At 43.0% G+C, this 24,214-nt stretch carries 23 protein-coding genes; all 23 read right to left on the reverse strand.

The window, feature by feature from the left end; all coding sequences use genetic code 11:
- Nucleotides 1-5 precede the first annotated feature (5 nt).
- Nucleotides 6-770, reverse strand: coding sequence for a flagellar motor protein (locus MTF66_RS18595; RefSeq protein WP_054562170.1), 765 nt, complete (start codon nt 768-770; stop codon nt 6-8).
- A complete protein-coding gene (locus MTF66_RS18600; RefSeq protein ID WP_248527846.1) occupies nt 763-1,926 on the reverse strand; it encodes a chemotaxis response regulator protein-glutamate methylesterase in 1,164 nt (387 codons plus the stop codon). Before MTF66_RS18600 ends, MTF66_RS18595 begins: the two co-directional genes overlap by 8 nt.
- 62 nt (nt 1,927-1,988) lie before the next feature.
- A complete protein-coding gene (locus tag MTF66_RS18605; protein ID WP_248527849.1) occupies nt 1,989-4,292 on the reverse strand; it encodes a chemotaxis protein CheA in 2,304 nt (767 codons plus the stop codon).
- A 15-nt stretch (nt 4,293-4,307) separates the two neighbouring features.
- Entirely contained in the window at nt 4,308-5,075 is a 768-nt protein-coding gene (locus tag MTF66_RS18610; protein ID WP_248527853.1) for a protein phosphatase CheZ, read from the reverse strand.
- Nucleotides 5,076-5,092: 17 nt separating this feature from the next.
- Nucleotides 5,093-5,476 carry a chemotaxis response regulator CheY gene (gene cheY, locus MTF66_RS18615; RefSeq protein WP_016708035.1) on the reverse strand — a complete coding sequence of 128 codons (384 nt, stop codon included), beginning with the start codon at nt 5,474-5,476 and terminating at the stop codon, nt 5,093-5,095.
- A 40-nt stretch (nt 5,477-5,516) separates the two neighbouring features.
- Nucleotides 5,517-6,227 (reverse strand): RNA polymerase sigma factor FliA, encoded by a 711-nt coding sequence (locus MTF66_RS18620; RefSeq protein WP_054562345.1) that lies wholly within the window; start codon nt 6,225-6,227, stop codon nt 5,517-5,519.
- A 26-nt stretch (nt 6,228-6,253) separates the two neighbouring features.
- The gene (locus tag MTF66_RS18625) at nt 6,254-7,114 is read right to left on the reverse strand and encodes a MinD/ParA family protein (RefSeq protein WP_248527855.1); all 861 of its coding nucleotides are present in this window, start codon (nt 7,112-7,114) and stop codon (nt 6,254-6,256) included.
- Complete coding sequence (gene flhF, locus MTF66_RS18630) at nt 7,107-8,600, reverse strand: flagellar biosynthesis protein FlhF (RefSeq protein WP_248527857.1); 1,494 nt, start codon at nt 8,598-8,600, stop codon at nt 7,107-7,109. The genes MTF66_RS18625 and flhF overlap by 8 nt, the downstream gene beginning before the upstream one ends.
- 20 nt (nt 8,601-8,620) lie before the next feature.
- Nucleotides 8,621-10,732 carry a flagellar biosynthesis protein FlhA gene (flhA, locus tag MTF66_RS18635; RefSeq protein ID WP_248527861.1) on the reverse strand — a complete coding sequence of 704 codons (2,112 nt, stop codon included), beginning with the start codon at nt 10,730-10,732 and terminating at the stop codon, nt 8,621-8,623.
- 71 nt (nt 10,733-10,803) lie between these two features.
- A complete protein-coding gene (flhB, locus tag MTF66_RS18640) occupies nt 10,804-11,934 on the reverse strand; it encodes a flagellar biosynthesis protein FlhB (protein ID WP_058586386.1) in 1,131 nt (376 codons plus the stop codon).
- Nucleotides 11,935-11,943: 9 nt separating this feature from the next.
- Nucleotides 11,944-12,723, reverse strand: a complete 780-nt coding sequence (gene fliR / locus MTF66_RS18645; RefSeq protein WP_058586387.1) for a flagellar biosynthetic protein FliR — start codon at nt 12,721-12,723, stop codon at nt 11,944-11,946.
- Entirely contained in the window at nt 12,724-12,993 is a 270-nt protein-coding gene (fliQ, locus tag MTF66_RS18650; RefSeq protein WP_058586388.1) for a flagellar biosynthesis protein FliQ, read from the reverse strand.
- Between the two features lie 40 nt (nt 12,994-13,033).
- Complete coding sequence (fliP, locus tag MTF66_RS18655; protein ID WP_054553265.1) at nt 13,034-13,774, reverse strand: flagellar type III secretion system pore protein FliP; 741 nt, start codon at nt 13,772-13,774, stop codon at nt 13,034-13,036.
- A 4-nt stretch (nt 13,775-13,778) separates the two neighbouring features.
- Nucleotides 13,779-14,162 (reverse strand): flagellar biosynthetic protein FliO, encoded by a 384-nt coding sequence (fliO, locus tag MTF66_RS18660; RefSeq protein ID WP_054553266.1) that lies wholly within the window; start codon nt 14,160-14,162, stop codon nt 13,779-13,781.
- The gene (gene fliN, locus MTF66_RS18665; RefSeq protein WP_054553267.1) at nt 14,159-14,560 is read right to left on the reverse strand and encodes a flagellar motor switch protein FliN; all 402 of its coding nucleotides are present in this window, start codon (nt 14,558-14,560) and stop codon (nt 14,159-14,161) included. The genes fliO and fliN overlap by 4 nt, the downstream gene beginning before the upstream one ends.
- A 22-nt stretch (nt 14,561-14,582) precedes the next feature.
- Nucleotides 14,583-15,674, reverse strand: coding sequence for a flagellar motor switch protein FliM (fliM, locus tag MTF66_RS18670; protein WP_054553268.1), 1,092 nt, complete (start codon nt 15,672-15,674; stop codon nt 14,583-14,585).
- A gap of 9 nt (nt 15,675-15,683) precedes the next feature.
- Nucleotides 15,684-16,205, reverse strand: coding sequence for a flagellar basal body-associated protein FliL (gene fliL, locus MTF66_RS18675; protein ID WP_248527863.1), 522 nt, complete (start codon nt 16,203-16,205; stop codon nt 15,684-15,686).
- A gap of 72 nt (nt 16,206-16,277) precedes the next feature.
- Nucleotides 16,278-18,716: a flagellar hook-length control protein FliK gene (locus tag MTF66_RS18680; RefSeq protein ID WP_248527866.1), complete on the reverse strand. Its 2,439-nt coding sequence runs from the start codon at nt 18,714-18,716 to the stop codon at nt 16,278-16,280.
- Between the two features lie 100 nt (nt 18,717-18,816).
- Nucleotides 18,817-19,272, reverse strand: a complete 456-nt coding sequence (gene fliJ / locus MTF66_RS18685) for a flagellar export protein FliJ (protein WP_055020703.1) — start codon at nt 19,270-19,272, stop codon at nt 18,817-18,819.
- A complete protein-coding gene (gene fliI, locus MTF66_RS18690; RefSeq protein ID WP_248527870.1) occupies nt 19,272-20,606 on the reverse strand; it encodes a flagellar protein export ATPase FliI in 1,335 nt (444 codons plus the stop codon). Before fliI ends, fliJ begins: the two co-directional genes overlap by 1 nt.
- 17 nt (nt 20,607-20,623) lie before the next feature.
- Nucleotides 20,624-21,442, reverse strand: coding sequence for a flagellar assembly protein FliH (gene fliH, locus MTF66_RS18695; protein ID WP_248527873.1), 819 nt, complete (start codon nt 21,440-21,442; stop codon nt 20,624-20,626).
- A 3-nt stretch (nt 21,443-21,445) separates the two neighbouring features.
- Nucleotides 21,446-22,486, reverse strand: a complete 1,041-nt coding sequence (gene fliG, locus MTF66_RS18700) for a flagellar motor switch protein FliG (RefSeq protein WP_054553274.1) — start codon at nt 22,484-22,486, stop codon at nt 21,446-21,448.
- Nucleotides 22,479-24,194 carry a flagellar basal-body MS-ring/collar protein FliF gene (fliF, locus tag MTF66_RS18705; protein ID WP_175080830.1) on the reverse strand — a complete coding sequence of 572 codons (1,716 nt, stop codon included), beginning with the start codon at nt 24,192-24,194 and terminating at the stop codon, nt 22,479-22,481. The genes fliG and fliF overlap by 8 nt, the downstream gene beginning before the upstream one ends.
- Nucleotides 24,195-24,214: the final 20 nt, after the last annotated feature.

A 24,214-nucleotide genomic window follows, 5' to 3' on the forward strand; every position in this document is an offset into this window, starting at 1 on the left:
ATAAATTACTCGTCAACTAAGCTTGGGCGCTCTACACGGTACGCCTCAAGTTTTAGTTCGATATTAAGTGGGCTTTCACCTTGCGAAATAGCAATAATGCCTTCAGCAAGTAGTTCATGATACAGCATTTTTTGCTCAACTTGCTGCTTAAGTTTATTCGCCATTGGCAAGAATAATAAGTTAGCTAAACCAACACCGTAAATAGTAGCGATAAACGCAGTAGCGACACCGGCACCCAGTTTTTCAGGATCGGTGATAAATTGCATAGCCTGAATCAATCCGAGTACCGCACCTAGAATACCAATTGTAGGGCTATAACCGCCCATGGCTTCGTAAACTCGGCTTACCTCGAGTAAGCGCTCGCGTTCAAGCATTAAATCAATTTCAAGGGTATCTCTGAGCTTTTGCTCATCAATCCCATCAACAAGTAGACTCAAGCCCTTTGCCGCATACGGGTCTGAATGCGACAGCGCTTCAGACTCAAGGGCTAAGTAGCCTTCTTGGCGTGCTTTGTGTGACCAACGCTTTACTTGTTCAATGGCTGCATCAATATCGTGATATGGCGGAAAAAACACCCAATGACTGATCTTTAGAGTTTTAGTAAAAACACTTGCAGGGGTCTGAAGCATCACAGCCCCAAGCGTACCACCGAGTACGATGATAAGCGCAGGACCATTAAACAGTGCAGAAACAACCCCGCCCTCTAATGCATAGCCAAAGGCGATGGCACTTATCGCGACAATTAAGCCAAGAAAAGATAGCTTATCCACAGCCAGTCTCACGCGTTAGGCGAGCTGCAACATCAGTGAGTGCTAAGCTCTCGCTCGCCAGCCCCGCATTTGCAACAGCTTGTGGCATGCCATATACCACACTGGTTTTTTCATCTTGCGCCCAAATAGTAGCACCAACTTGCTTAAGCATACGCGCACCATCACGGCCATCAGCGCCCATGCCCGTTAATACTACAGCTAGCACATCACCACCAAAGGTTTTTGCAGCACTAGCAAAGGTCACGTCAACACTCGGTTTGTAAGTAATACGTGGACTGTCGTCTTCAAACACACGCAATGTGCGAGAGCCGCCTCGTCCTTCTATTAGCATTTGTTGACCACCTGGCGCTAAATAAGCGGTACCAGGCATTAAACGGTCACCATTTTGCGCTTCTTTCACATTGATTCTGCATAAGCCATTAAGGCGTGCAGCAAAAGCAGGTGTAAACGCAGCTGGCATATGCTGAATAAGCAAAATTGGATGCGGAAAGTTAGCTGGCAGCTGAGTTAAAATTGTTTGTAGCGCTACAGGTCCACCGGTTGATGTGCCAATAGCAACCAACTGATATTGCTTGCCCGAAGCTCGAATGTTACTCGTATTCGAAGACGATGCTGCAGGCGAGCTAGCTGGAGCTGGACGGCTAAAGCTGCGATCAGGCTGAACAATACCGCTACTCGTATTTGTAGTGCTACAGCTCCTTGGTGCAGGAGTCGGAGTTGGTCGCGAAATAGGTGCTGGGCGCGAAAAACGAGAAAGGCGACGGCGACCAATTTCTTTTACTTTATTTTGTAAAAGCGCGATTGCATCTTCATTGTTGCGCGCAATGTCTTCGAACTTTTTCGGTAAAAAATCTAACGCCCCAGCATCAAGTGCGTCTAGGGTTGCAGTTGCACCATCACGGGTGAGTGATGAGAACATTAAGATAGGAGTTGGTGTTGCTGCCATTATTTCTTTCACGGCACTAATGCCATCAAGAACCGGCATTTCAACATCCATAGTAATTACATCAGGTTTTAATTCACGGGCTTTATCGACCGCTTCACGACCGTTTACGGCAAAACCAATCACTTGAATATTGCTGTCTTGCTCTAAAATTTCGCTTACACGGCGACGAAAAAAGCTTGAATCATCAACAACTAATACTTTGACTGCCATTGGCACTCTCTTGTTTTATATCATTCAAAGTGCAGCTAAATGCTGCACTTTATTATTTATTATTAGCCAACGTAGTGTTTAAGCATGCTAGGTACGTCGAGGATCAGTGCAATCCCACCATCAGAAGTAATTGTCGCACCTGCCATACCTGGTGTACCTTGTAATAAGGCATCCAAAGGCTTAATAACAACTTCCTCTTGACCAATTAACGAGTCAACAACAAAGCCCACTTGTTTAGTGCCTATTTGCACAATAACCACGTGACCTTCTGCTTTACGTTCTTGGCGATTGGCACCTTTTACTAACCAGTGCTGTAAATAGAAAAGCGGGATCGCTTTTTCACGTACAATAATTGTTAGTTGACCATCAACTACGTTAGTTTTAGTTAAATCAAGGTGGAAAATTTCGCTAACACCAGCAAGTGGTAATGCAAAAGTTTGCTCACCCACAACAACCATTAAGGTCGGTAAGATAGCAAGTGTTAATGGCACCTTGATTTCAAGTACAGTACCTACTCCCAGCTCCGACTGAATATTAACTGAGCCATTTAACTGAGTGATTTTAGTTTTAACAACGTCCATGCCGACACCACGGCCTGAAATGTCAGAGATTTCTTCTTTGGTTGAGAAACCTGGTGCAAAGATAAGATTGTATGCTTCGGTATCCGACAAGCGACTTGCTTGGTCGTGATCAATCACCCCTTTGCTTATTGCGATTTTTTTCAGCTTCTCAGCATCCATACCTGCACCATCATCACGAATGGTTAGTAGGATGTGATCACCTTCTTGTGATGCCGAAAGTGTCACGGTACCTGTACGCGGTTTACCTGCGGCTTCACGCACATCTGGCATTTCAATACCATGGTCAACAGAGTTACGCACTAAGTGCACCAATGGATCAGCAAGTGCTTCAACAAGGTTTTTATCTAAATCGGTATCTTCACCAACTAGCTGTAAATTAATATCCTTTTTCAGGCTTCTCGCTAAGTCACGAACAACCCGAGGGAAACGGCCAAATACTTTCTTAATTGGCTGCATACGGGTTTTCATAACCGCGCCTTGCAAGTCTGCGGTTACCACATCTAGATTAGAGATGGCTTTACCCATTGACTCGCTATTACTGTTATTGGCAAGGCTCACCAAGCGGTTTCGGACCAATACCAACTCACCCACCATGTTCATGATTTCATCTAAGCGTTTAGTATCAACACGTACCGTTGTTTCAGCCTGTGGTGGTGGCGCTTTTTTCGGTGCTGCAGAAGCTGCTGGCGATTTTTCAGGTGCTTTTGCAGGGGCTGGAGCCGGTTTAGGCGCTGCGGCAGCAGGCTTAGGCGCAGGTGCCGGTTTTGATACTGCAGGTTGTGCTGGTTTTGCAGGTTCTGCTTTAGGTGATTCTGTCGCTTTTTCTGGCGCAGCCGTTTCTAAAGACTGAGGAGCAGTACCTTTACCATGTAATTCATCAAGTAGCGCCTCGAACTCGTCATCGCTAATTTCATCGTCTGAGTCACTGCTTGCAGGTTCTGCTACAGGCGCCTGAGGAGCTGGCTGTGCAGGTTTTGCTGCTTCAGGCTGAGCAGGAGTATCTTGTTTTACTTCACCAAAGTTACCAACGCCATGCAGTTCGTCTAATAAGCTGTCAAATTCATCATCGGTAATATCGTCACTGTCATTGCTTACAGTATCTGCAGCAGGTGCTGCAGGGCCTTGACCTTTGCCATGCAGTTCATCTAGTAGACTTTCAAATTCGTCTTCAGTGATTTCGTCAATATTTTGAGACTCAGCGCTGCTATCTGCAAGACCGCCGCCATCAAATAACATATCAAACGCAAACGGGTCATCTTCATCGATATTGTCTGTTGCTGTATCTGCTGTGACTTCAGGCGTATCAACAGCAGGCTCTTCAACTGCAGGTTCTTCAGGTGCAACTGCAACATCCTCTGCTACAGATAAATCTTCACCTGCAAGCTCTTCTGCGGTTGGTGGCTGACTTAACTTATGAAGGACTTCTAATAGGGCTGGATCTGCAGGCTCTGGCTGTTCGCGATTTTGAATCGTTGCGAACATTTCATTGATAGTATCAAGTGCTTGTAATATTACGTCCATCAGCTCAGGTGTAACACTGCGCAGACCTTGGCGTAATAAATCGAAAACATTCTCAGCACCATGACAAGCGTCAACAAGCTCTGTCATGCTTAAGAAGCCTGCACCACCTTTAACGGTATGGAAGCCTCTAAAAATGGCGTTTAATAGATCTTTGTCTTCTGGATTGTTTTCAAGCTCAACTAATTGCTCTGACAAAAGCTCTAAGATTTCTCCTGCTTCAACAAGGAAATCCTGTAATATATCTTCATCGACTTCAAAGCTCATGCAGCTACTCTCCTCTTAGAAGCCCAGACTTGATAATAGATCATCGACTTCATCTTGTCCTGAGACAACATCATCGCGAGACTCTTTATCAATAATTGGCCCTTCAGGACCTGCTAGTGTGTCACTTGTTGCAGGTTCGTTTTCTATGGCCTGTTTTTCTTGTTGTTGATGACCATCTTCTTGACTGCCAAACACAGTTAAGAGATTAATTAAACTGTCTTCTACCTCTCGCACTAACTCAATAACACGGCGAATCACTTGCCCGGTTAAATCCTGATAATCCTGCGCCATCAGTACATTAGTCATCAAACCTTGAAGCTCATCGGTTTTAGTATGCGAGTTATTCATGAACTTATCTAAGCTATGACATAACGCTTTAAATTCACCGAGTTCAATTTCTCGGTTCATTAAACGATCCCACGTAGGTTTGATTGCGGCAATTTCATCAGCAAGTTGTTGAGCTATTGGTAAACTTGCTTCAACCGCATCCATGGTTTTATTTGCGGCGCTTTCTGTCATTTCCATAACATAATTTAAGCGCTGCTTAGCGTCTGGGATCGCGTCGGTAGTTAAATCAGTGAGACGAGTATCTAGGTCAAAGTTTTTTAACGCTTCATGAAGCTGACGCGTCAATTTGCCAACTTCAGCAAACAACTCTGATTGTTCTTTTGATGCAGCGTCAAGAATTAGCTTATCCGCTTTTTCTTGTTCACCATTTTCAAGATACTCAACAAGTTGACGAGCTTGCTCTAAACTTATTTGAGGCGCAGCAAGTGCTGACATAAGCCTCTCCCCTTAGATTAACCTAAACGTTCAAACACTTTTTCCAATTTGGTTTTAAGTGTCGCAGCAGTGAATGGTTTAACGATATAGCCATTAACACCTGCTTGAGCAGCAGCAACAATTTGTTCTTTTTTCGCTTCAGCTGTCACCATTAATACAGGAATATGCTTAAGGCTATCATCAGCACGAATTGCACGTAACAAATCAATACCTTGCATACCAGGCATGTTCCAATCAGTTACAACAAAATCAAACTCTTGATTTTGTAGCATTGGCAATGCTGTTGAACCGTCGTCAGCTTCCTGCACATTGGTAAAACCTAAATCCCTTAATAGATTTTTAATGATACGTCTCATTGTAGAAAAATCATCAACAACAAGAATTTTCATGTTTTTATCCAAAACATCCTCCGGTGAGGTTTGAACCTTTATTTACTTACTACTAATTAATCCAGTCATTGATTTTTGCTTTGAGCTTAATCATCGCCTGACCATGTATTTGACTCACACGCGACTCGCTAACATCGAGTATGTGTCCTATTTCTTTTAAGTTCATTTCGTCGTTGTAGTACAAAGACAAAACGAGAGCATCTCTTTCTGGTAACGATTGGATAGCCGTTAATAGAGACTGGTTAAACCGCTCATTTTTAACGTTATTAAACGGTTTGTCTAGTCCTAAATCCTGACCTACTGGTGTGATGACGTCTTCATCTACACCTAAATCTTCAATACCTAATACTTTACTCGAATTCACATCATGTAGAATATGATGGTACTCATCTAGCGTAATATCAAGTTTTTCAGCGACTTCAGTATCTTTGGGCTCACGATTTAAGGTGCTTTCTAATTCGGAAATGGTTTCAGCCACAAGGCGGGCATTTCGGTGAACTGAGCGTGGCGCCCAGTCACCTCTACGAATTTCGTCTAACATCGCACCACGAATACGAATTCCAGCGAAGGTTTCGAAACTAGCACCTTTGCTAGCATCAAAGTTTTTTGACGCTTCAATTAAGCCTATCATGCCTGATTGAATTAAATCATCGAGTTGCACACTGGCAGGTAAACGAGCAATTAGATGGCACGCCACTTTTTTGACTAAAGAGGCATGTTTTTCGACAATCGCATTTAAATTCTGTGCTGATTGATATCCCATCGCTTTATTCACCGATGTTGTCATAGTTAGCCGTTTACTAGTTTTTCAATAAAAAATTCTAAATGGCCAGACGGTTGATTAGGGATCGGCCACTTAACTGCTTTTGTTGCTAATGTTTTAAACGCCACCGCTGCCGGTGAGTTCGGGAATAATTCAACAATCACCTTTTGACGTCGCGTAGATTTACGCATGTTCTCGTCATAAGGAATGGTTGCTACCAACTCCATTGAAACATCTAAAAAACGATCCGTTACTTTTGAAAGTTTAGCAAATAATTCTTGCCCTTCACGCAAACTGCGCACCATATTGGCAACAATTTTAAATTTATATACGCCATGCTCACGGCTAAGCACTTTAATAAGTGCGTAAGCATCGGTAATTGAGGTAGGTTCATCACATACAACCACGACAACGTCTTGGGCTGCACGAGAAAAGCTTAATACCATGTCAGAAATACCTGCGGCGGTATCGACAATTAAAATATCAAACTCGGTGTCTAACTCGCTAAAAGCGCGAATAAGGCCTGCATGCTCAGATGGGGTTAATTCAACCATGCTTTGTGAACCAGACGTTGCTGGTACAATTTTGATGCCCGCAGGGCCTTCAACAAGAATTTCGTCAAGCTCACACTCGCCTGACAAAACATGAGATAAATTACGTTCAACACGAAGGCCAAGCATTACGTCACAGTTTGCCAAACCTAAATCGGCATCTAATACTAATACACGATTTCCTTGCTGACCTAATGCGATTGCGGTATTGAGTGAAACGTTGGTTTTACCCACTCCACCTTTACCGCCAGTAACAGCGATAACTTTAACGCCACTATTATTATTTTGATTCATTTTGCGCAGGCCGCTTGCTTGATCTAATACTGTGTTAATCATACATCCCTACTGTGTCCGACGCTACTGCTTGGCGTCTTGAATGTTGTGCTTTTGCTCGTTTTAAATACAATTGTTCAGCTTTTTTCACTAGTTTTTCAGCATTCGCTACGCGAATATCCTCAGGAACGCGCTGACCGTTAGTAAGATACCCTATTGGCAGGCGATTTTGAATCGCTATGCTAATAATCTCACCTAAACTTAAAGATTCATCCAATTTAGTGAAGATACAGCCACTTAGGTGAACCTTTTTAAAGTGTCTTACGGTTTCTTGCAACACATTTATCTGTGCTGTAGCACTTAATACTAAATAACTACGAATATCAACACGCTGATTACGCATTAGGGTATTTAACTGCTCTGTTAAACGTAAATCACGTTGGCTCATACCCGCTGTGTCTATTAATACTAGACGCTTATTACGTAAATGGTATAACACTTCAGCTAATTCATTCGCATCTTTTACCTGCTTAACACCACAGCCAATAATACGACCATAAGTAGCCAATTGTTCGTAGGCACCAATTCTGTATGTATCAGTGGTGATCAACGCCACTTTATCAGCACCATATTTTTGAGCACCCAGTGCAGCTAATTTTGCAACTGTGGTTGTTTTACCAACGCCTGTTGGACCCACTAATGCGAATACACCACCTTGACGCAGGATTTCGTTATTCGTTGTATGCATTTGGTTTTCAACCATTTGCAGCAGTGCTTGCCACGCTTGTTGACGTGATACGTCGTCAGGAATAAAACAAGCCATTTGCTCTGCAACATCACGTTCAATGCCCATACCTGCTAAGCGGTCAATCATACATGCACGAGTCGGATCGCGGCGCGCCATATCTTGTTGCATTAAGCCAGATACTTGGTGTTCAAGTAATTGACGAATGGCATTCATTTCTTCGCGCATGGTTGTCATTTCTGATTGATTCGCAGGTGCTGAGTTTTTATGCTCAGCTGGTGAATCTAAATCATCAAAACCAGAATCTAAGTCGTCATCAAAGCCTAAGCTATGTGCTTGAGTTTGTACACGAGGTTCTGCTTGCTGTTGATAACGAGGAGCTTGCTTGTATTGTGGCTGTTGCTGTTGCTGTTGCTGCTCAAAGCTTGGCTCTTTTGGTTGATAGTGTTCACTCGTATCAATACCAGATTGACTAAACATTGACGCAAGCTCTGGCGAACGTGGGCGTGGGGCTTGACGCTCAAGTAACGCTTGTAGGCTATCAGCAACTTTCGCTTGCGGCTCAGGTTTAGCACGCATTGGCTCAGGCTTAACAAAGTTATGCTCTGGTGCAGGTGCTGATTGTGACACTGCTGGTTTAGGTTCGGCTTTCGGGGCTGCTTTGTCGTAATCCACGGCTGCAACGATTTCAACGCCGTTAGCAAGCTTTTTGTTCGACATAATAACCGCATCAACACCTAACTCATCTTTCACTTCTTTCAGTGCTGTGCGCATATCTTTAGCAAAAAAACGTTTAATTTTCATGGTTCAACCCCTTTACTATCCTATTGTTGGCCTACTGAGCTGACAATCTTAATCTGTCTTTCGTCTGGTACCTCTTGGTAAGACATCACCCTTAAACCTGGGATGGTGTACTTAACGAAGCGAGATAACACAGTTCTTAACATTCCTGACGTTAAAAGTATCGAAGGTTCACCGGCCATTTCTTGGTTTTGATGCGCTTCATTCAATGATTGTTGAAGTCGCTCAGCAAGGCTTGGCTCTATTCCGGCACCTTCGTCACCTGCATTCTGAAGTGACTGATGCAACATCTGTTCCAACTCAGGCGCCAAGGTTATGACAGGGATCTCAGAAGACATACCAACAGCATCTTGAACGATCAATCTGCGCAGTGAAATTCGCACTGCAGCCGTTAGTACATCAGGGTCTTGGCTACGTGGGCCATACTCAACAAGGGTTTGAACAATCGAGCGCATATCGCGAATTGCCACCCCTTCATTGAGTAAGTTTTGTAGCACTTTTACGATAGTAGTAAGTGGTAATACGTCAGGAACCAGTCCTTCAACAAGACGTGGATGACTCTTCGCTAACATATCTAGTAAGTTTTGAACTTCTTCATGACCAAGTAGTAAAGCAGCACTGTTAGTAAGTAACTGGCTGATATGAGTTGCAACCACAGTTGCAGAATCAACCACGGTATAGCCAAGTGATTGTGCTTCATCTTTTTGATCAGGTTTGATCCAAACCGCATCTAATCCAAATGCAGGGTCTGTAGTGGCAATCCCTTTGATTGGACCAAATACTTGTCCTGGATTAATCGCTAACTCATCACCATGCTTAAGCTCACCCTCACCGCTTGAAACACCCATCATAGTAATTCTGTAAGCGTTAGGGTCGAGCTCTAAGTTATCGCGAATGTGCACAGGAGGTACTAAGAAGCCAAGCTCCTGAGACAGTTTTTTACGCACACCTTTAATACGATTTAACAGTTCACCACCTTGAGATTGGTCAACAAGTGGAATCAATCGATACCCCACTTCTAAGCCAATAACATCAACTTGCTGAACGTCATCCCAACCCAGTTCTTTTTGTTCTTGTTTATTGGCAACACCTGTACCTGGTGCACCACCATTTGCCTCTTGCTCTGCTTTTTCGGCTTCTGCTTTGGCTTTTTGTTGCTGTGTGAAATAAGCAAGGTAACCGAGTAATGCACCTAAGCTTAAAAATGCGATGTGCGGCATCCCCGGCACAATACCCATGATGATCAAAATACCTGATGCGATATAAAGTGATTTTTCGTTACCCAGCTGAGTCTTAACTTGGTCGCCCATATTGTGCGATTCATTTTGACGGGTAACAACGATTGCGGTACCGATAGACAGTAATAGTGAAGGAAGCTGTGCAACTAGACCATCACCAATGGTTAGTAAAGTATACACTTCCATCGCACGGCTAAACGATAAATCATGTTGGATCATACCAACAAATAAACCACCAACGATGTTAATCACTAGAATAACGATACCCGCTATCGCATCGCCTTTTACGAACTTACTCGCACCATCCATTGAACCATAGAAATCAGCTTCGCGGGTGACTTCTTCACGACGTTCACGGGCTTGCTCTGCACTGATGAAACCGGCATTTAAGTCTGCGTCAATCGCCATTTGTTTACCTGGCATTGCATCAAGAGTAAAGCGAGCTGATACTTCAGAAATACGGCCAGCACCTTTGGTGATAACCACAAAGTTAATAATGATTAAAATCAGGAAGACCACTAAACCAACTGCATAGTTACCGCCGATAACTACCGAGCCAAAGGCCTCGATAACTTTACCGGCCGCATCTCCACCGTTATGACCTTCTAGCAATACCACACGGGTACTGGCGACATTCAGTGCTAAGCGCATGATGGTTGCAATTAGTAGAACCGCAGGGAACATACCAAATTCAAGTGGTTTCATGGTGTAAACAGTAACTAGTAACACCACAAGTGCTAACGCGATATTAAACGAAAATAGAATATCTAAAAGAAATGGCGGCAGGGGTAAAATCACCATGCCCAGCGCAGCAAGTACCATTAACGGCGTGCCGATACCCTTCGCATATTCTTTTTTATCTCTGTTAAGTTGTTGTAATACCGCTTTAAATTCCATAATTCAACAATTTCAAAAAATTGACACTACACGGAATTTGCAATAACTATTCCAAGTTATATAACTACTTTCTAATATTTGTAAGCATCGGGTATTGGTAGTTTTTTGTTAAGTGGTACAGGGCGTTTACCGCGCCCTTTTTGGAAGCGTTTTAACTGGAAGACATAAGCCAGAACTTGCGCAACGGCAGTGAATAGCTGATCGGGTATTTGATTACCCACATCGGTAGTGTGATACAGCGCACGTGTAAGCATTGGTGATTCAACAATTGGCACGTCATTACCCTTGCCCACTTTACGAATTTGCATAGCAAGCTCGTCCACGCCTTTGGCAAGAACAATAGGCGCACCCGCTTTAGCTGTATCGTATTTTAGTGCTACAGAATAATGGGTCGGGTTGGTTACGATCACATCGGCATCAGGCACGTCTTGCATCATACGCCTTTGCGACATTTCACGCTGAGTACGGCGAATGCGCGCTTTTATTTGCGGATCACCCTCAGAGTTTTTGTATTCGTCTTTCACCTCTTGTAGGGTCATTTTTAACTGTTTATGGTGCTTATGACTCTGATAAGGGGCATCAATTGCAGCAATGAGTATTAAAGTACAGGTTAAACCTAAGAACATCCAAGAGAGGATTTCGAGTGCATGGATAAAATTTCCGGGCGCGCTTTCAATGCTTAGATGCAGTATTTCATCAAAGAAAGTATTAATTAAGAACACCGCAAAACCTGCAACCACTACAAATTTTAAAATAGACTTAACTAGCTCTACTCCTGCTTGAGGGCCAAGCATACGCTTAATACCTTTAGCCGGCGACATCTTACTAGCTTTTGGTGCTGCCGCTTGCCAACTAAAGTTATAGCCCCCCAGTAAAGTATTCCCAACAAAAGCGGCTATCACGATGATCAACACAAACATAGCCATAGGGAATAACAACGCATCCGCAACAATTCCCCACACTGAAAACATTTTAGTGGTGTCGTAGGTTTCATTACGATTAAGGCTTAATAATCGCCCCATCACATTATAAAGACCTTTGCCAATTTCAGGTCCATAAAGTAATAGTGATACTGCCGAGAAGATAAGCACAAACATGGTGCCTAGCTCTTTAGAACGGGCAACCTGGCCCTTTTTCTTGGCGTCGTCTATTTTCTTCCCGGTGGGTTCTTCGGTTTTTTCTTGACCAGAATCTTCAGCCATGGCGTGCTCCTAAGGTGTACAACCAACAAGGCTGCACATTAACTCAACCATTTTTAACCACTGAAACTCAAATTGAGTCATGAAGTTACCTAGCGTTGCCCAAATAATCACGAGCCCAGCGACTAAGGTAAACGGAAAACCTATCGAAAAAATATTTAACTGCGGTGCAGCACGGGTCATTACACCAAACGACATATTAATAACCAACATGGCTGTCAGTGGCGCTAAAGCAAGTACCAAGGCTGTGGTGAACATCCACCCCCCCCAAGTAACGATATCCCAGTAATGATCAACCGCCCACCAATTGCCATCAATTGGCAGTACTTCAAAGCTATGAATGACCATTTGAATCATCATTAAATGACCATTAAAAACGAAAAATAGTAAGGTAGCCAGAATCAAATAAAACTGACCAACTGCGGGAACGTTTAAGCCATTTGACGGATCAACAACGGACGCAAAACCAAGACCTGTTTGCATCGCGAGTATTTGCCCTGCAAGGACAAATGTATTAAGTAGTAAGGTTGAAGCAAAGCCTATCGCCACACCAATAAGCATTTGTTGAATGACTACGAGAATCATTTCAAAGGAGAATAGGTTATTAAAAGTCGCAGGGGGCAGCATAGGCACAGCAACAAAGGTTACCACAATCGCTAAACCTAGCTTGATTCGGGTTGGTACGTTTCTCGCGCCAAGACCTGCCATGATCATAATCATTGAGCTAATACGCACCAATGGCAGCAAAAAGTCGCTGAGCCATTGAATAATGACCGCAAATGGAAATTCCATTTAGCCTGCTATCTCCGGTATAGACATCACTAAACGGGTAAAATAGTCCATAAGCTCTTGCGTGAACCAATGGCCACCGACAATAAGTGCGCTTATGGTAATTAGCAAACGAGGTAAAAAGCTTAAGGTTTGCTCATTGATTGATGTTGCCGCTTGGAAAACAGCCACTACAAGACCAACTAATAAGCCAGGCACTACGATTGCAGACACTAACTTTATAACTAAAAATAGCGCGTCACTGAGTATATCGACAAAAATTTCTGGTTCCATTTTGTCTCTCCTACCTAATTATGTGTCTTGAATTGCATTGTTACACCCCGAGCCCAAAGCTCTTCGCCAGCGTGCCCATCACAAGGCTCCAACCATCTACTAATACAAACAGCATAATCTTAAACGGCAAAGATACAATCATCGGCGAAAGCATCATCATACCCATGGCCATTAATACGGAGGCCACTACTAAATCCACAATCAAAAATGGGATGAAAAACATAAAACCAATGATAAAGGCCGTTTGCAATTCGCTGGTAACAAACGCTGGGATCAATACAATCAAAGGCGTGTCTTCTGGCGAGTCTAATTGCTCATAACCAGCTATTTTCGCAAAGGTCTCTAAATCTTTTATACGAACTTGCGAGAGCATAAACGCTTTCATTGGCTCTTTGGCAAGTTCTAATGCTTGCACTGAGGTAACTTGTTCATTCAAGTACGGCTCAATGGCACGCTCATTCACCTGCTGATAAATTGGCGCCATAATAAAAATACTTAAAAACAGCGACATGCCTAACAAAATTTGATTCGATGGTGTTTGTTGTAAGCCTATTGCTTGGCGTAATATCGCCAGAACCACAATAATACGGGTAAATGAGGTCATCATAATGACCGCTGCTGGAATAAAACTCAGCGCCGTCATAATCGCTAACACTTGTAGCGTCACGGAGTAATCTTGAGAGCCATCTGGGTTGGTGGTAATGGTCAGTGCTTCTATGCCTTCAGCGTTAACCGACGGCAAAAACAACACACTTGCTAAAATAAGTATCCACTTGATCATAGCGTTAATTCTTTTTATTTGAAGGTGATTGTGGGTTCAGCAACTTACCAAATTTTTTGGCAAGTTCTGGCAGTTCTTTTTCTTGTAATGGTGTTTCTAGTTTATGCAGGTAGTTAATACTATGCGGGGTCACACCAATTAAGTGCTGAGCGTTATCGATTTCAATGACCATCAAGCGCTCACGAGAGCCCAAAGGCAAACTGCGCACTACTTTAAATTCATCACTATTAGCAAGATTTGGATTTAGTTTTTTAACCAAAAAAGCCAAAGCAATAATAACCACCAGCACTAAAAGCAAAGACATCACCATAGACAGTAAATCTGCCGTCGGTGATGCCGTAGGAAATGCAGTGCTCGACGCACTTGTTAAAGCAACTAAAGCATTCATCGTAACTTTTTAATACGCTCAACTTGGCTGATAACGTCAGTTAAACGAATACCGAACTTATCGTTGACAACAACCACCTCACCATGCGCAATCAGGGTGCCATTAACCAATACATCAAGTGGCTCACCAGCGACTCGGTCTAGTTCTACCACTGAACCTTGGTTAAGCTGTAATAAGTTACGAATGTTGATTTTTGAACGACCCACTTCCATCGAAATGGTAACTGGAATGTCCAAGATAGTATCAAGTTTACGTTTTTCGTCGCCAGACAGCTCATGTCTTTCATCTTTTAACTCATCAAGCTCAGCTACAGCAGCATCACCTGAGCCACCCTCAGCTTCTTCAGCTTCGGCTAGTGCCGCAGCCCATTCGTCCATTGTATCTTGATCATCACTCATTATGTTTAACCTTATAAATCGACTACCAGTCTAAATCTACACCTTCAGATAGATGTAGATCTTCTTCTAGTTCTGCTAATTCTGCATCTGAATCCAGTTTTTTGCCACCTTTTGTGAACACATGTAGTTCTGACTTAACTGATTCAGGGCGTTTAATTTTTTCGCTAATTTGTAGTGCCACATTGTCACGAGAGCGGCCCATTTTCGCTCTGAAGGTCGGCAATTCTTCTACAAATACGGTGATATGTTCTGGCATTTCAACAGGGATAATATCGCCAGCTTTAAGCTCCATAATCTGTTGTAGCGTTAAATCAACCTCAAGCAATTGAGTCGATAAATCGACCTCAACATCCATGATCTCATCACGTAATGCTTTACTCCAACGTAAGTCAGTGTCTTCGGTGTCAGATTGCACACCCGCATCGAGTAATTCACGGATTGGCTCAAGCATTGAATACGGTAATGCGATATGGAAATCACCACCACCACCATCAAGCTCAATATGGAAAGAGCTAATAACAACCACTTCAGTTGGACTTACGATGTTAGCCATCGCTGGGTTAACTTCTGAGTCAAGGTACTCAAAAGACACATCCATTACCGGCGCCCATGCTTCTTTATAATCTTCGAAGATGATTTTAAGCAGCATTTGAACAATACGGCGTTCTGTTGGAGTAAACTCTCGGCCTTCTATTTTTGCATGATAGCGGCCATCTCCACCAAAAAAATTATCCACTAAAATGAATACTAATCGGGCTTCCATGGTAATCAGGCCAGTGCCCTTCAACGGACGAAAACGTACCATGTTCAAACTAGTTGGCACGAATAAGGTGTGAATATATTCGCCAAATTTAATCATTTGTACGCCGTTAATCGACACCTCAGCGGTGCGGCGCATCATGTTAAATAGGCTAATTCGCATATGACGGGCAAAACGTTCATTCACGATCTCCAAGGTCGGCATACGACCCCGAACAATACGATCTTGTGATGAGAAGTCATACTGTAAGGTATTACTGTCTAAGTCATCACCTTCGTGAATATCTTCCTCTTCGACTTCATCAACGCCATGTAAGAGCGCATCAATTTCGTCTTGAGATAATAAATCGCTCACGCTGACCCCTTATTGCATCACAAAGCCGGTAAATAATACCCGCTCTATCACTTTGCTACCTTCAACATCACTTAATGCTGATTGTACTTTTTCAAGTGCAGCAACACGTACTGACTCTTTACCTTCACTGGTACCTAATTCATCTGCGGTCGTTGTTGAAAGAACGCCAAGTAAAGTACTTTCGATAAGTGGAATATGCTTTTTGGCAGTTTCTTCGTTCACTTCACCGCGAACAAGTAGCTGAACTTTTATTTGTACAATACGGTCGCGACTAGCACCGGGTACATTAAATACAAATGGGCGTGGCATTGCGACATACAGAGCCGAACCAATCTGTGCAGAGCTCGATGGTGCAGCAGCCTCTGTCACTGTGGTTTCATCTGCTAGGCTTTCTTCAGGGGCATCATCGCCCATAAATAAAAAGTAACCCGCAGCAGCACCAGCAATCAACACTACAGCTGCAATGATGATAATCAGCTTCTTTTTGCCTTTACCCGTATCTTCTATTTCTAAATTTGTTTCTTCGGCCATTGTCACTTCCCTCAAAGTTACAGCAAGCTGTTTATCGCGCTGTAACTATTTTATTTCTTATAATAGCAGGACTTATGCATAGTAATCTATTGATGATGAAGATTGTTGTCGAGAAGTTTCTGCGCTTTGTGCTGTTACTTCTGGCTGCTGCTCCTCAGCTTGTTGATTTCCAGCAAGCTGCCCTTGCCCAGACTGCTCTTGTTGTTGCTCAGGGTTACCCTGCTGAATACTACTTTCACCAAGCTCAATACCTTGCTGTGCAAGCATTTCTCGTAAGCGTGGCATTGATTGCTCTAAAGCTTCTTTAGCCTGCTGATTTTGAACAACAAAATTAATTTGTGCTTGTTCAGCATCACTACGTATACGAATTTGCATACTGCCCATTTCTGGCGGATCTAAGCGAATTTCAGCTTCTTTATTATTAATATTTAGTAACGCGCTAACTCGCTCTTGAAGCATTTTTGCAGCATCACTTTTTATGATATTAATCGCTTGCATGACACCTGGGTCAACATTCACCGATTTAGATTGAGTATGAGTTTGCGCAGTTGTTTGTGTATGCATTGTTTGTACGTCTAGTGCTTGCTCATATTGCTGATGAGCCATTTCATAGGCACCTGGTTGTGTTGTTGCATTTGCTTGAGTCGTTAGCTGAGTAAATAATTGAGCTACACGCACAGTAACAGTTTCCTGTGTACGTTCTGTATTAATTTTTGTATCAAGCTCTGTGGTTACTTCTTCACTAGCAACTACTTTTGTCACATCGGCTGTAATTTGCGCGGTATTATTTTGTTTCGCTTTATTATTTTCAACATTAACTGTTGCTGCGGTTACTGGCATCGCAGTACTGGCTGTTGCAGGGGCATTAATAGCCTCTGTCAGCACAGTTTGAGCTGCAGCTAATTTTTCGTACTGAGCAGTGCCCGGCGTTAACGTTTGCAGCTGAGTGTTCACTTTGTTTAACAGTGCTTGCTGTTCATCCTTAGTCAGCGCCGTGATTTGCTTTTCTACGCCTGTAGGTAATTTGTTATCGAGAGCCTTATTGTCAGCTAATTTAGCATCTTGTTTAGCCTGGCTTTCTTCAGCAATGTCTTGTTCTACAGCAAGTTGTGATACAGGACTCTGTGCAGTTTGCGTTGTAGGCTTACTACGCATCACATCAGTCAATAGCGACTTGATCGTTGCCACCTCATCAGCACCGAGCTTATTATCAGCTTTAAGTTGATTTATTTGTTGCTCAAGTTGCTTTTGTTGATCTGAGGTTAGCGACAAACCTTTAGCGAACTCACTTACAGCCTGCCCGTCGCCACTTTGTACTTTGGCCAGCAAGCTAACGATTGACTTATCTGTTACTGGTTTATCTGACTCTGGCTTTTCTGTTACGGCTAGATCAACTTTGGTTGCTGCGTCAGTTGGTTTATCTGCCACTTTTGCCGCGCCAGCTTCAATGTTTTTAGCAATGCTTTGCTCAGCACTGAAATTTGCTGCAGTTTTGTCAGTGTAGCTTTGTGTTTGTTTTGAATTAACTTCAGCTGTTTTTGTATCTACTTGAGCATCGCTATTTAAATCTGCAACCACCTTATTTAAAACAGTTTTACTTGTCTCATTTACGCCAAGTTCTTTGCCTTCAGATGTTTTTGCAGCGTCTGAATTCACAGTCTGTTTTTGAGCGCTACTTAACAGAGCGTCTACATCAACTGTGGTTTCTTTGTTGTCAGTTGCTTGTGTTGCACTGGCAAAGTTAGCTACCTGAGGTTTTGTATCAGGTGTATTAACAGCTGAAACCCCCTGCTTTTCTTTGTCTGTTAATGGACCATCAACAATAGGGGTCACACTATCTTTTGGTGGTAAATCGCCAATCGCTTTTAGCTGGCTATCTACCGCAGTCGCAACTTTAGACTTATGTAATAAGCTTGCTATTGAATTGTCGCCTTCCGCGTCGGCTTTTGAGTCATCGGTTTGTGCAACGTCTGTCATCGGTGAAGGTATAACAGGTGTGATGGTATCGATTGGGGTTGGTTTTTTATCAACAACTACAGGGCTAAAATCATTATTTTCAATCAATTTATTAACACGCGTACTCATAGCTTGAGCCGCATTAATTTGCGAAAGCAGTGAGTTTTCTTCATCTTCTACAAGAGCAAGTTCATCGCTTTGCTCTTTAGTTACAGCTTCATTACGAATATCTGGACTTGTTTTAGATTGCTGCTGTGTAGACGTGGTAGCAGTTGCAACTTTAGCATCAGCAGTTGTGTTCTCATCACCTAATTTGGCATCTGATTTAGGCTCTTCAGAAATACTGACAGCTTTAGTTTCATCAACAGAATGAGTATCTGCATCACTGTTTGTTTGAGGGGTGGTATTTGCTTGCGCGTTTGCCGCTTCACTTGCTTCTGTAAGTGAAGTTAAAAAACTTAAGCCCGATGCTTTGTCGCTAGACTCTGAGTCTTTGCCTGAAAAACCAGTACTTTGCTCAGTTTTAACCTGCAAATTGATATCACTGATCGCCATAATTCACCTAAAACTAAAGAGGCAATTTGCCGCCGCAAGTGCCAAAATTAATGCTACTGGTTAGGTAAATGCAATTAACATGCCTAAAAAAGAGAGTATTTTAGAGAAGTGCGTTTTTAAGTTGACGTTGATAAAACTGATTTGAAGCAAATTCATCCAGCATTTTTTGCTCCGCTTTAGCTACTTTCATCGCTTGTTTTTCGGCTTGCTTTTCGATTAACTTCGCTACTGCTTTTGCTTTCACTTGCTGTTTTAACCACAATGCTTTGCGCTGCGTAACAACTTGTTTTGCAGTATTCACTGTGCTGGCTTGCTGGCGTATCGCCTCTTCAATTTTTGCGATAAAAGCATGATATTGACTAAACCCAGCACTAGACAAACCAGAGCGACCTTTCAAATGCAACTGCTGAGAATACTCCATGCGAAAGTTATTCAGCCCTTGCAGTTTTTGTTGATTACTTTGTAAGTGCTGCTGGGCTTTTAAATAATCCATGCGTAAAGATTCTTCTTTATCGCTTTCAAGCTTTAACAATAAATCAAGTTTACTTTGAGCCATTAACCTTGTCCTAATAACTGCGCAAGACCTTGTAGACCATCATCATAACTGATCACATCTTTCATGCCTTGCTGAAGGAATTGATTCACACGTGGCATCATATTAATTGCTTGGTCAAGCATAGGGTCGGTGCCTTTTTGGTACGCACCTAGTGTGATCATATCTTTGTTCTGTTGATACATTGAATACACTTGTTTTAGCACTCGAGCTTGTTGCATATGCGCTTCAGATACAACTTGTGGCATAACACGAGAAATCGATTTTTCGATATCAATAGCCGGATAATGACCACTGTCAGCTAAATCTCGAGATAAAACAATGTGGCCGTCTAATATAGCGCGAGCAGAGTCAGCAATTGGATCTTGCATATCATCCCCTTCACTAAGCACAGTGAAAAACGCGGTGATCGCACCTTGCCCTTCACCACCATTACCAGCACGCTCCACCAGCGCAGGTAATTTAGCAAATACTGATGGCGGATAACCCTTAGTCGCTGGAGGCTCACCAACCGCTAAGGCAATTTCACGTTGCGCCATGGCATAACGGGTAACAGAGTCAAGTAATAACAAAACATTAAGACCTTGGTCGCGGAAGTATTCCGCAATGGTCACTGCACTTTCACAGCCTTTTAAACGCATTAATGGTGAAGCATCCGCAGGAGCTGCAACCACCACTGAGCGCTTACGCCCTTCAACACCTAAAATTTCTTCAATGAACTCTTTTACCTCACGACCACGTTCACCCACAAGACCTACCACAATTACATCTGCTTCAGAGCCGCGAGTCATCATACCCAGTAATACTGATTTACCGACACCAGAGCCCGCAAACAGACCCATACGCTGTCCTTGACCTACGGTAATAACGGAGTTGATGGCTCGTACACCTACGTCCATAGGTTGACTGATTGGTCGTCTTGCAAGAGGGTTAATTGAGTTTTGCGCAAACTTTAAGTGATGCTCAGCATTAATGGCACCTAAGCCATCAAGTGGCCGACCAAGGCCATCCACTACACGGCCAAGTAAACTCATACCGACAGGCAACCCTGTTTCATTTAGCTTTGGGATAACTCGTGCACCAGGCAGTACGCCAGAGATGTGATCATTTGGCATCAAGTAAAGTGTTTGGTCATTAAAACCAACGACTTCAGCATCAACAAAGCCGTTAATGGTTTCAATTTTACATTGACTGCCAACAGGTGCTCTAAGCCCTTTTGCTTCTAGCGTTAAACCAACGACACGCGTCAGAATACCGGCAACAGCTGGTTTTGGGGCCTTGATATTTTTTTCATAGCGCTGTAAGCGTTCGCTTAGAGTCATTGATTGAGCACTCATAATGAGCCTAAAAAGTATTAGATACCACTGCTATGCAAAAAGTTTTCCAACGTTTCTTTGACGCGGGTTTTTATTGTCATGTCGAGGGATGATTGCGGGGTTTTAATTTCGCAGCCACCACGCTCTAAAGTCGGCTCTGCAACTAACTGCCAATGGTTATCTGCGATAGTTTGTTCGCCATAACTTTCGGTAATTAAAGTAATATCATCAGGATGTAAGTGAATACGTACTTTCGCTTGCTCTTCACCTAACGCATCAATAGCTTGCTTCAAAGCATGCAAAATGACTTCAGGTGAGGTTTTAATTTCTTGGTAAACTAAAACTTCAGTTAACATCACAGCTAACTGCACTAACTGCTTTTCGGCACTTTCATCGACTTTAGATAATGGTTGAGAAAGGCTATCAAGTAGGCCTCTTAAGTTGGTCAGCTGCTCTTCTAAAATTGGCTTTATTTCTTCTTGACCTTGCTCCTTACCAAGCTCAACACCTTCTTTAAAGCCAGCTTCTTTTCCCTCATGTGCGCCTTTTTCAAAACCATCTATATAGCCTTGCTCATGACCTTGCTTTAGCCCTTCTTCATAGGCATCTTGACGGATCTTTTCAAGCTCAGCCATGGTCAATGACGGAATTTCAGGCTCTTCTGGCTGCTCTTCGGCCTGCTGCTTTTGCTGCTCTTTACGATATAAGTCCGCTAAAGGCGTGCCATACGCCGTTGAACGTCCGGCGAGTTTTGTTGTATCTTGCGTCACTTCAGGAATTGGCCAGTTTTCCAATAATTCATCGGCAGCTTCACTGGCATGCACTGGATGTCCTGTATGAAATGAAGACTTACTCATGGCTTACAGGAACTCCTCACCACCACCGCCACCAAGCATAATTTCGCCTGAGTCAGCTAAACGACGTGCCGTAGAAAGAATTTCTTTCTGCGCTGCTTCTACTTCACTAATACGAACAGGGCCCATTGCCTCAAGATCATCAGCGAGTAATTCAGCAGCACGTTTTGACATATTGCCCAAAATCTTCTCTTTTAATGCTTCGTCAGTACCTTTAATTGCTTTCATTAATACATCTTGCTGTACTTCACGAAGGATCGCTTGAATACCACGGTCTTCAACATCCATTAAGTTCTCAAAGACAAACATAAGGTCTTGGATTTGCTGTGACATCTCTTCATCGTGTTCACGGATTGAATCCATTAACTGACCTTCAACATTGGTATCTAGGTAGTTCATGATATCAGCAGCCGCTTTCAAGCCACCCATTTTCGCAGCTTGCGCACCAGCTTGACCTGCGAACTGTTTCTCCATGATTTCATTCAACTCTTGCAATGCTGCTGGTTGAACTTCTTCAAGGTTAGCAATACGCATGGTTAAATCTAAGCGCACTTTTTCTGGGAATTGCGACAAGATTTCCGCTGATTGCTCTGGTTCTAAATACGATAAAACAATGGTTTGAATTTGCGGGTGCTCGTTGCGAATGATATTCGCCACTTGCTTTGAATCCATCCACTTCAATGAATCAAGACCTTTCGCCCCTGAGCCCATAACAATTTGGTCAATAAGGCTGGCTGCCTTGTCTTCACCAAGCGCTGCTGTAAGAGCTTTTTTGATAAAGTCTTCAGACTGGAAGCCAATGGTACTGAAGCTTTGAATTTGCTCAATAAACAAATTATGGACTGCGCTAATTTTCGCTTGCGATAAATCATCTAGCGCAGCCATTGCCATACCCACTTTTTGCACTTGCTTTGGCTCTAAGTGCTTAAGGATTTGCGCAGCATCTTCTTCTGATAAGCTCAGCAATAAGATTGCCGCCTTATCCACACCGTCTAGTTTATCAACATCAAACGCCGGTGGTAGTTGTTTTTGTTCTTGATCAGTCATCTTCTGTTAACCACGCTTTCACTACTTGAGAAGACAGTTCTGGTTCATTTGCAACCAATGCACGAACTGCTTTGAGTAAATCTTCATCGCCATGTAAGTCTGGCAGCTGTAGTGTACCATCACTTGAGAATCCTACAGCAGCAGAGTCAAAGTCTTTATTTAGCATATCTAGCGTGCTATCACCAATATCTACACCTGCACTTAATGCATCTTCATCATATTCTTCTAGTGTATCGTCTGGGTAAATTAGACGTTTCAGCATAGGTCTTACTACAAAGACAATCAGTACGATGATAACCAGTGCACCTAATGCTAAGCGTAGCATCTTCATGAACCAATCTTGCTCCCAAAGCGGAACTTCAATCGCTTCACCTACATCTTCTCGAACAAATGGCACTGTAACAACTTCGAGTGCATCACCACGCTGCATATCAAAACCAACACCACCTTGTAATAAGCGACGAATATTTGACAATGCTTCTACAGAGCGAGGAACCATGGTTGTTTCACCGTTTTCACCCACTTGTGGTACATAATCTACAGCAACTGAGACACTGATACGACGAATAACACCGGTTTGCTGACGCTTATGCGAAATAGTTGTATCAAGCTCGTAGTTACGTGTTGCTTCTTTATGCGAACGACTTGGGTTCGTTGCTGAGCCTGCTCCACCTTGGCCTGCAATTTCTGGAATATTAGAGTTAACTGGCGGCTGATTCGTTAGCGCACCAGGAATGCCCACAGCAAGTCCACCGATGTTGTTTTCTTCGAACGTGGTTTCACTGCGCACAGCGGGTAAGTCTGGGTTATAACGTTTTTGTGTTTCTTCGACTGCACTAAAATCCATGTTTAAATCGACTTGCGCGGTATAGTTACCTAAGCCTACAACTGGAATAAGGATGCTATCGATTTTATTTAAGTACTCTTCTTCACGCTTACGTTCAATCTCATACTCTTTACGAGAGCGAGCAGCAAGTGAGTTTTGTGAACCTGAATTAAGTAAGCGACCATTTTGATCGGTAACAGTAACACGCTCTGGCGATAAACCTTGGACTGCTGAGGCAACAATATCAACTACTGAGTCAACTTCTTCACCGTCAAGTGTACGACCGCGTTTTAAGGTAAGCACTACCGTCGCTGAAGGTTGTTTTTCACGACGAGCAAATACGTTTTCTTTTGGAATAGCTAAAAGTACTTTGGCGCGAGTAACATTTTTTAGCTCTTCGATGGTACGTGCAAGCTGTTGCTCACGACCATGTTTTAAACGTTCACGTTCAAGGCGCTGGCTAACACCAAACCCCATGTCTTGCATGATGATGTCAGTACCTGAGCTTGGCGCTTGCTCTAGGCCTTCACGAGCCATCAATAATTTGATGTTTTGGTATTCACCTTCTTCAACAGAGATGACGTTACCATCAAGTTCGTAATCAATCTTTTGAGCGTCTAAAAAGTCCAGCGTTTGAATAAGCTCTTCCGTTGGCATTTTGCCAAGCGGACGCATATCTGGTTGACGAGCCCAAATAATAATAAAAATTGCGATAGCCAAACAGATTGCCAAAGCAATCACTAAAGTAACCTGGCGTAAAACATCTACACCATTTAAGGCACTTAAGTAGCCTGACTTTTGCTCTTGTTGATCATCAGTATCGGTTGAGTCGATACCGCCGCCTGCTAAGGCTAGATCAGTTGATTGATTAGATTGCGCCACAATAATTCTCCACTACCTAG

The organism is Pseudoalteromonas sp. 2CM39R, from assembly GCF_023161845.1.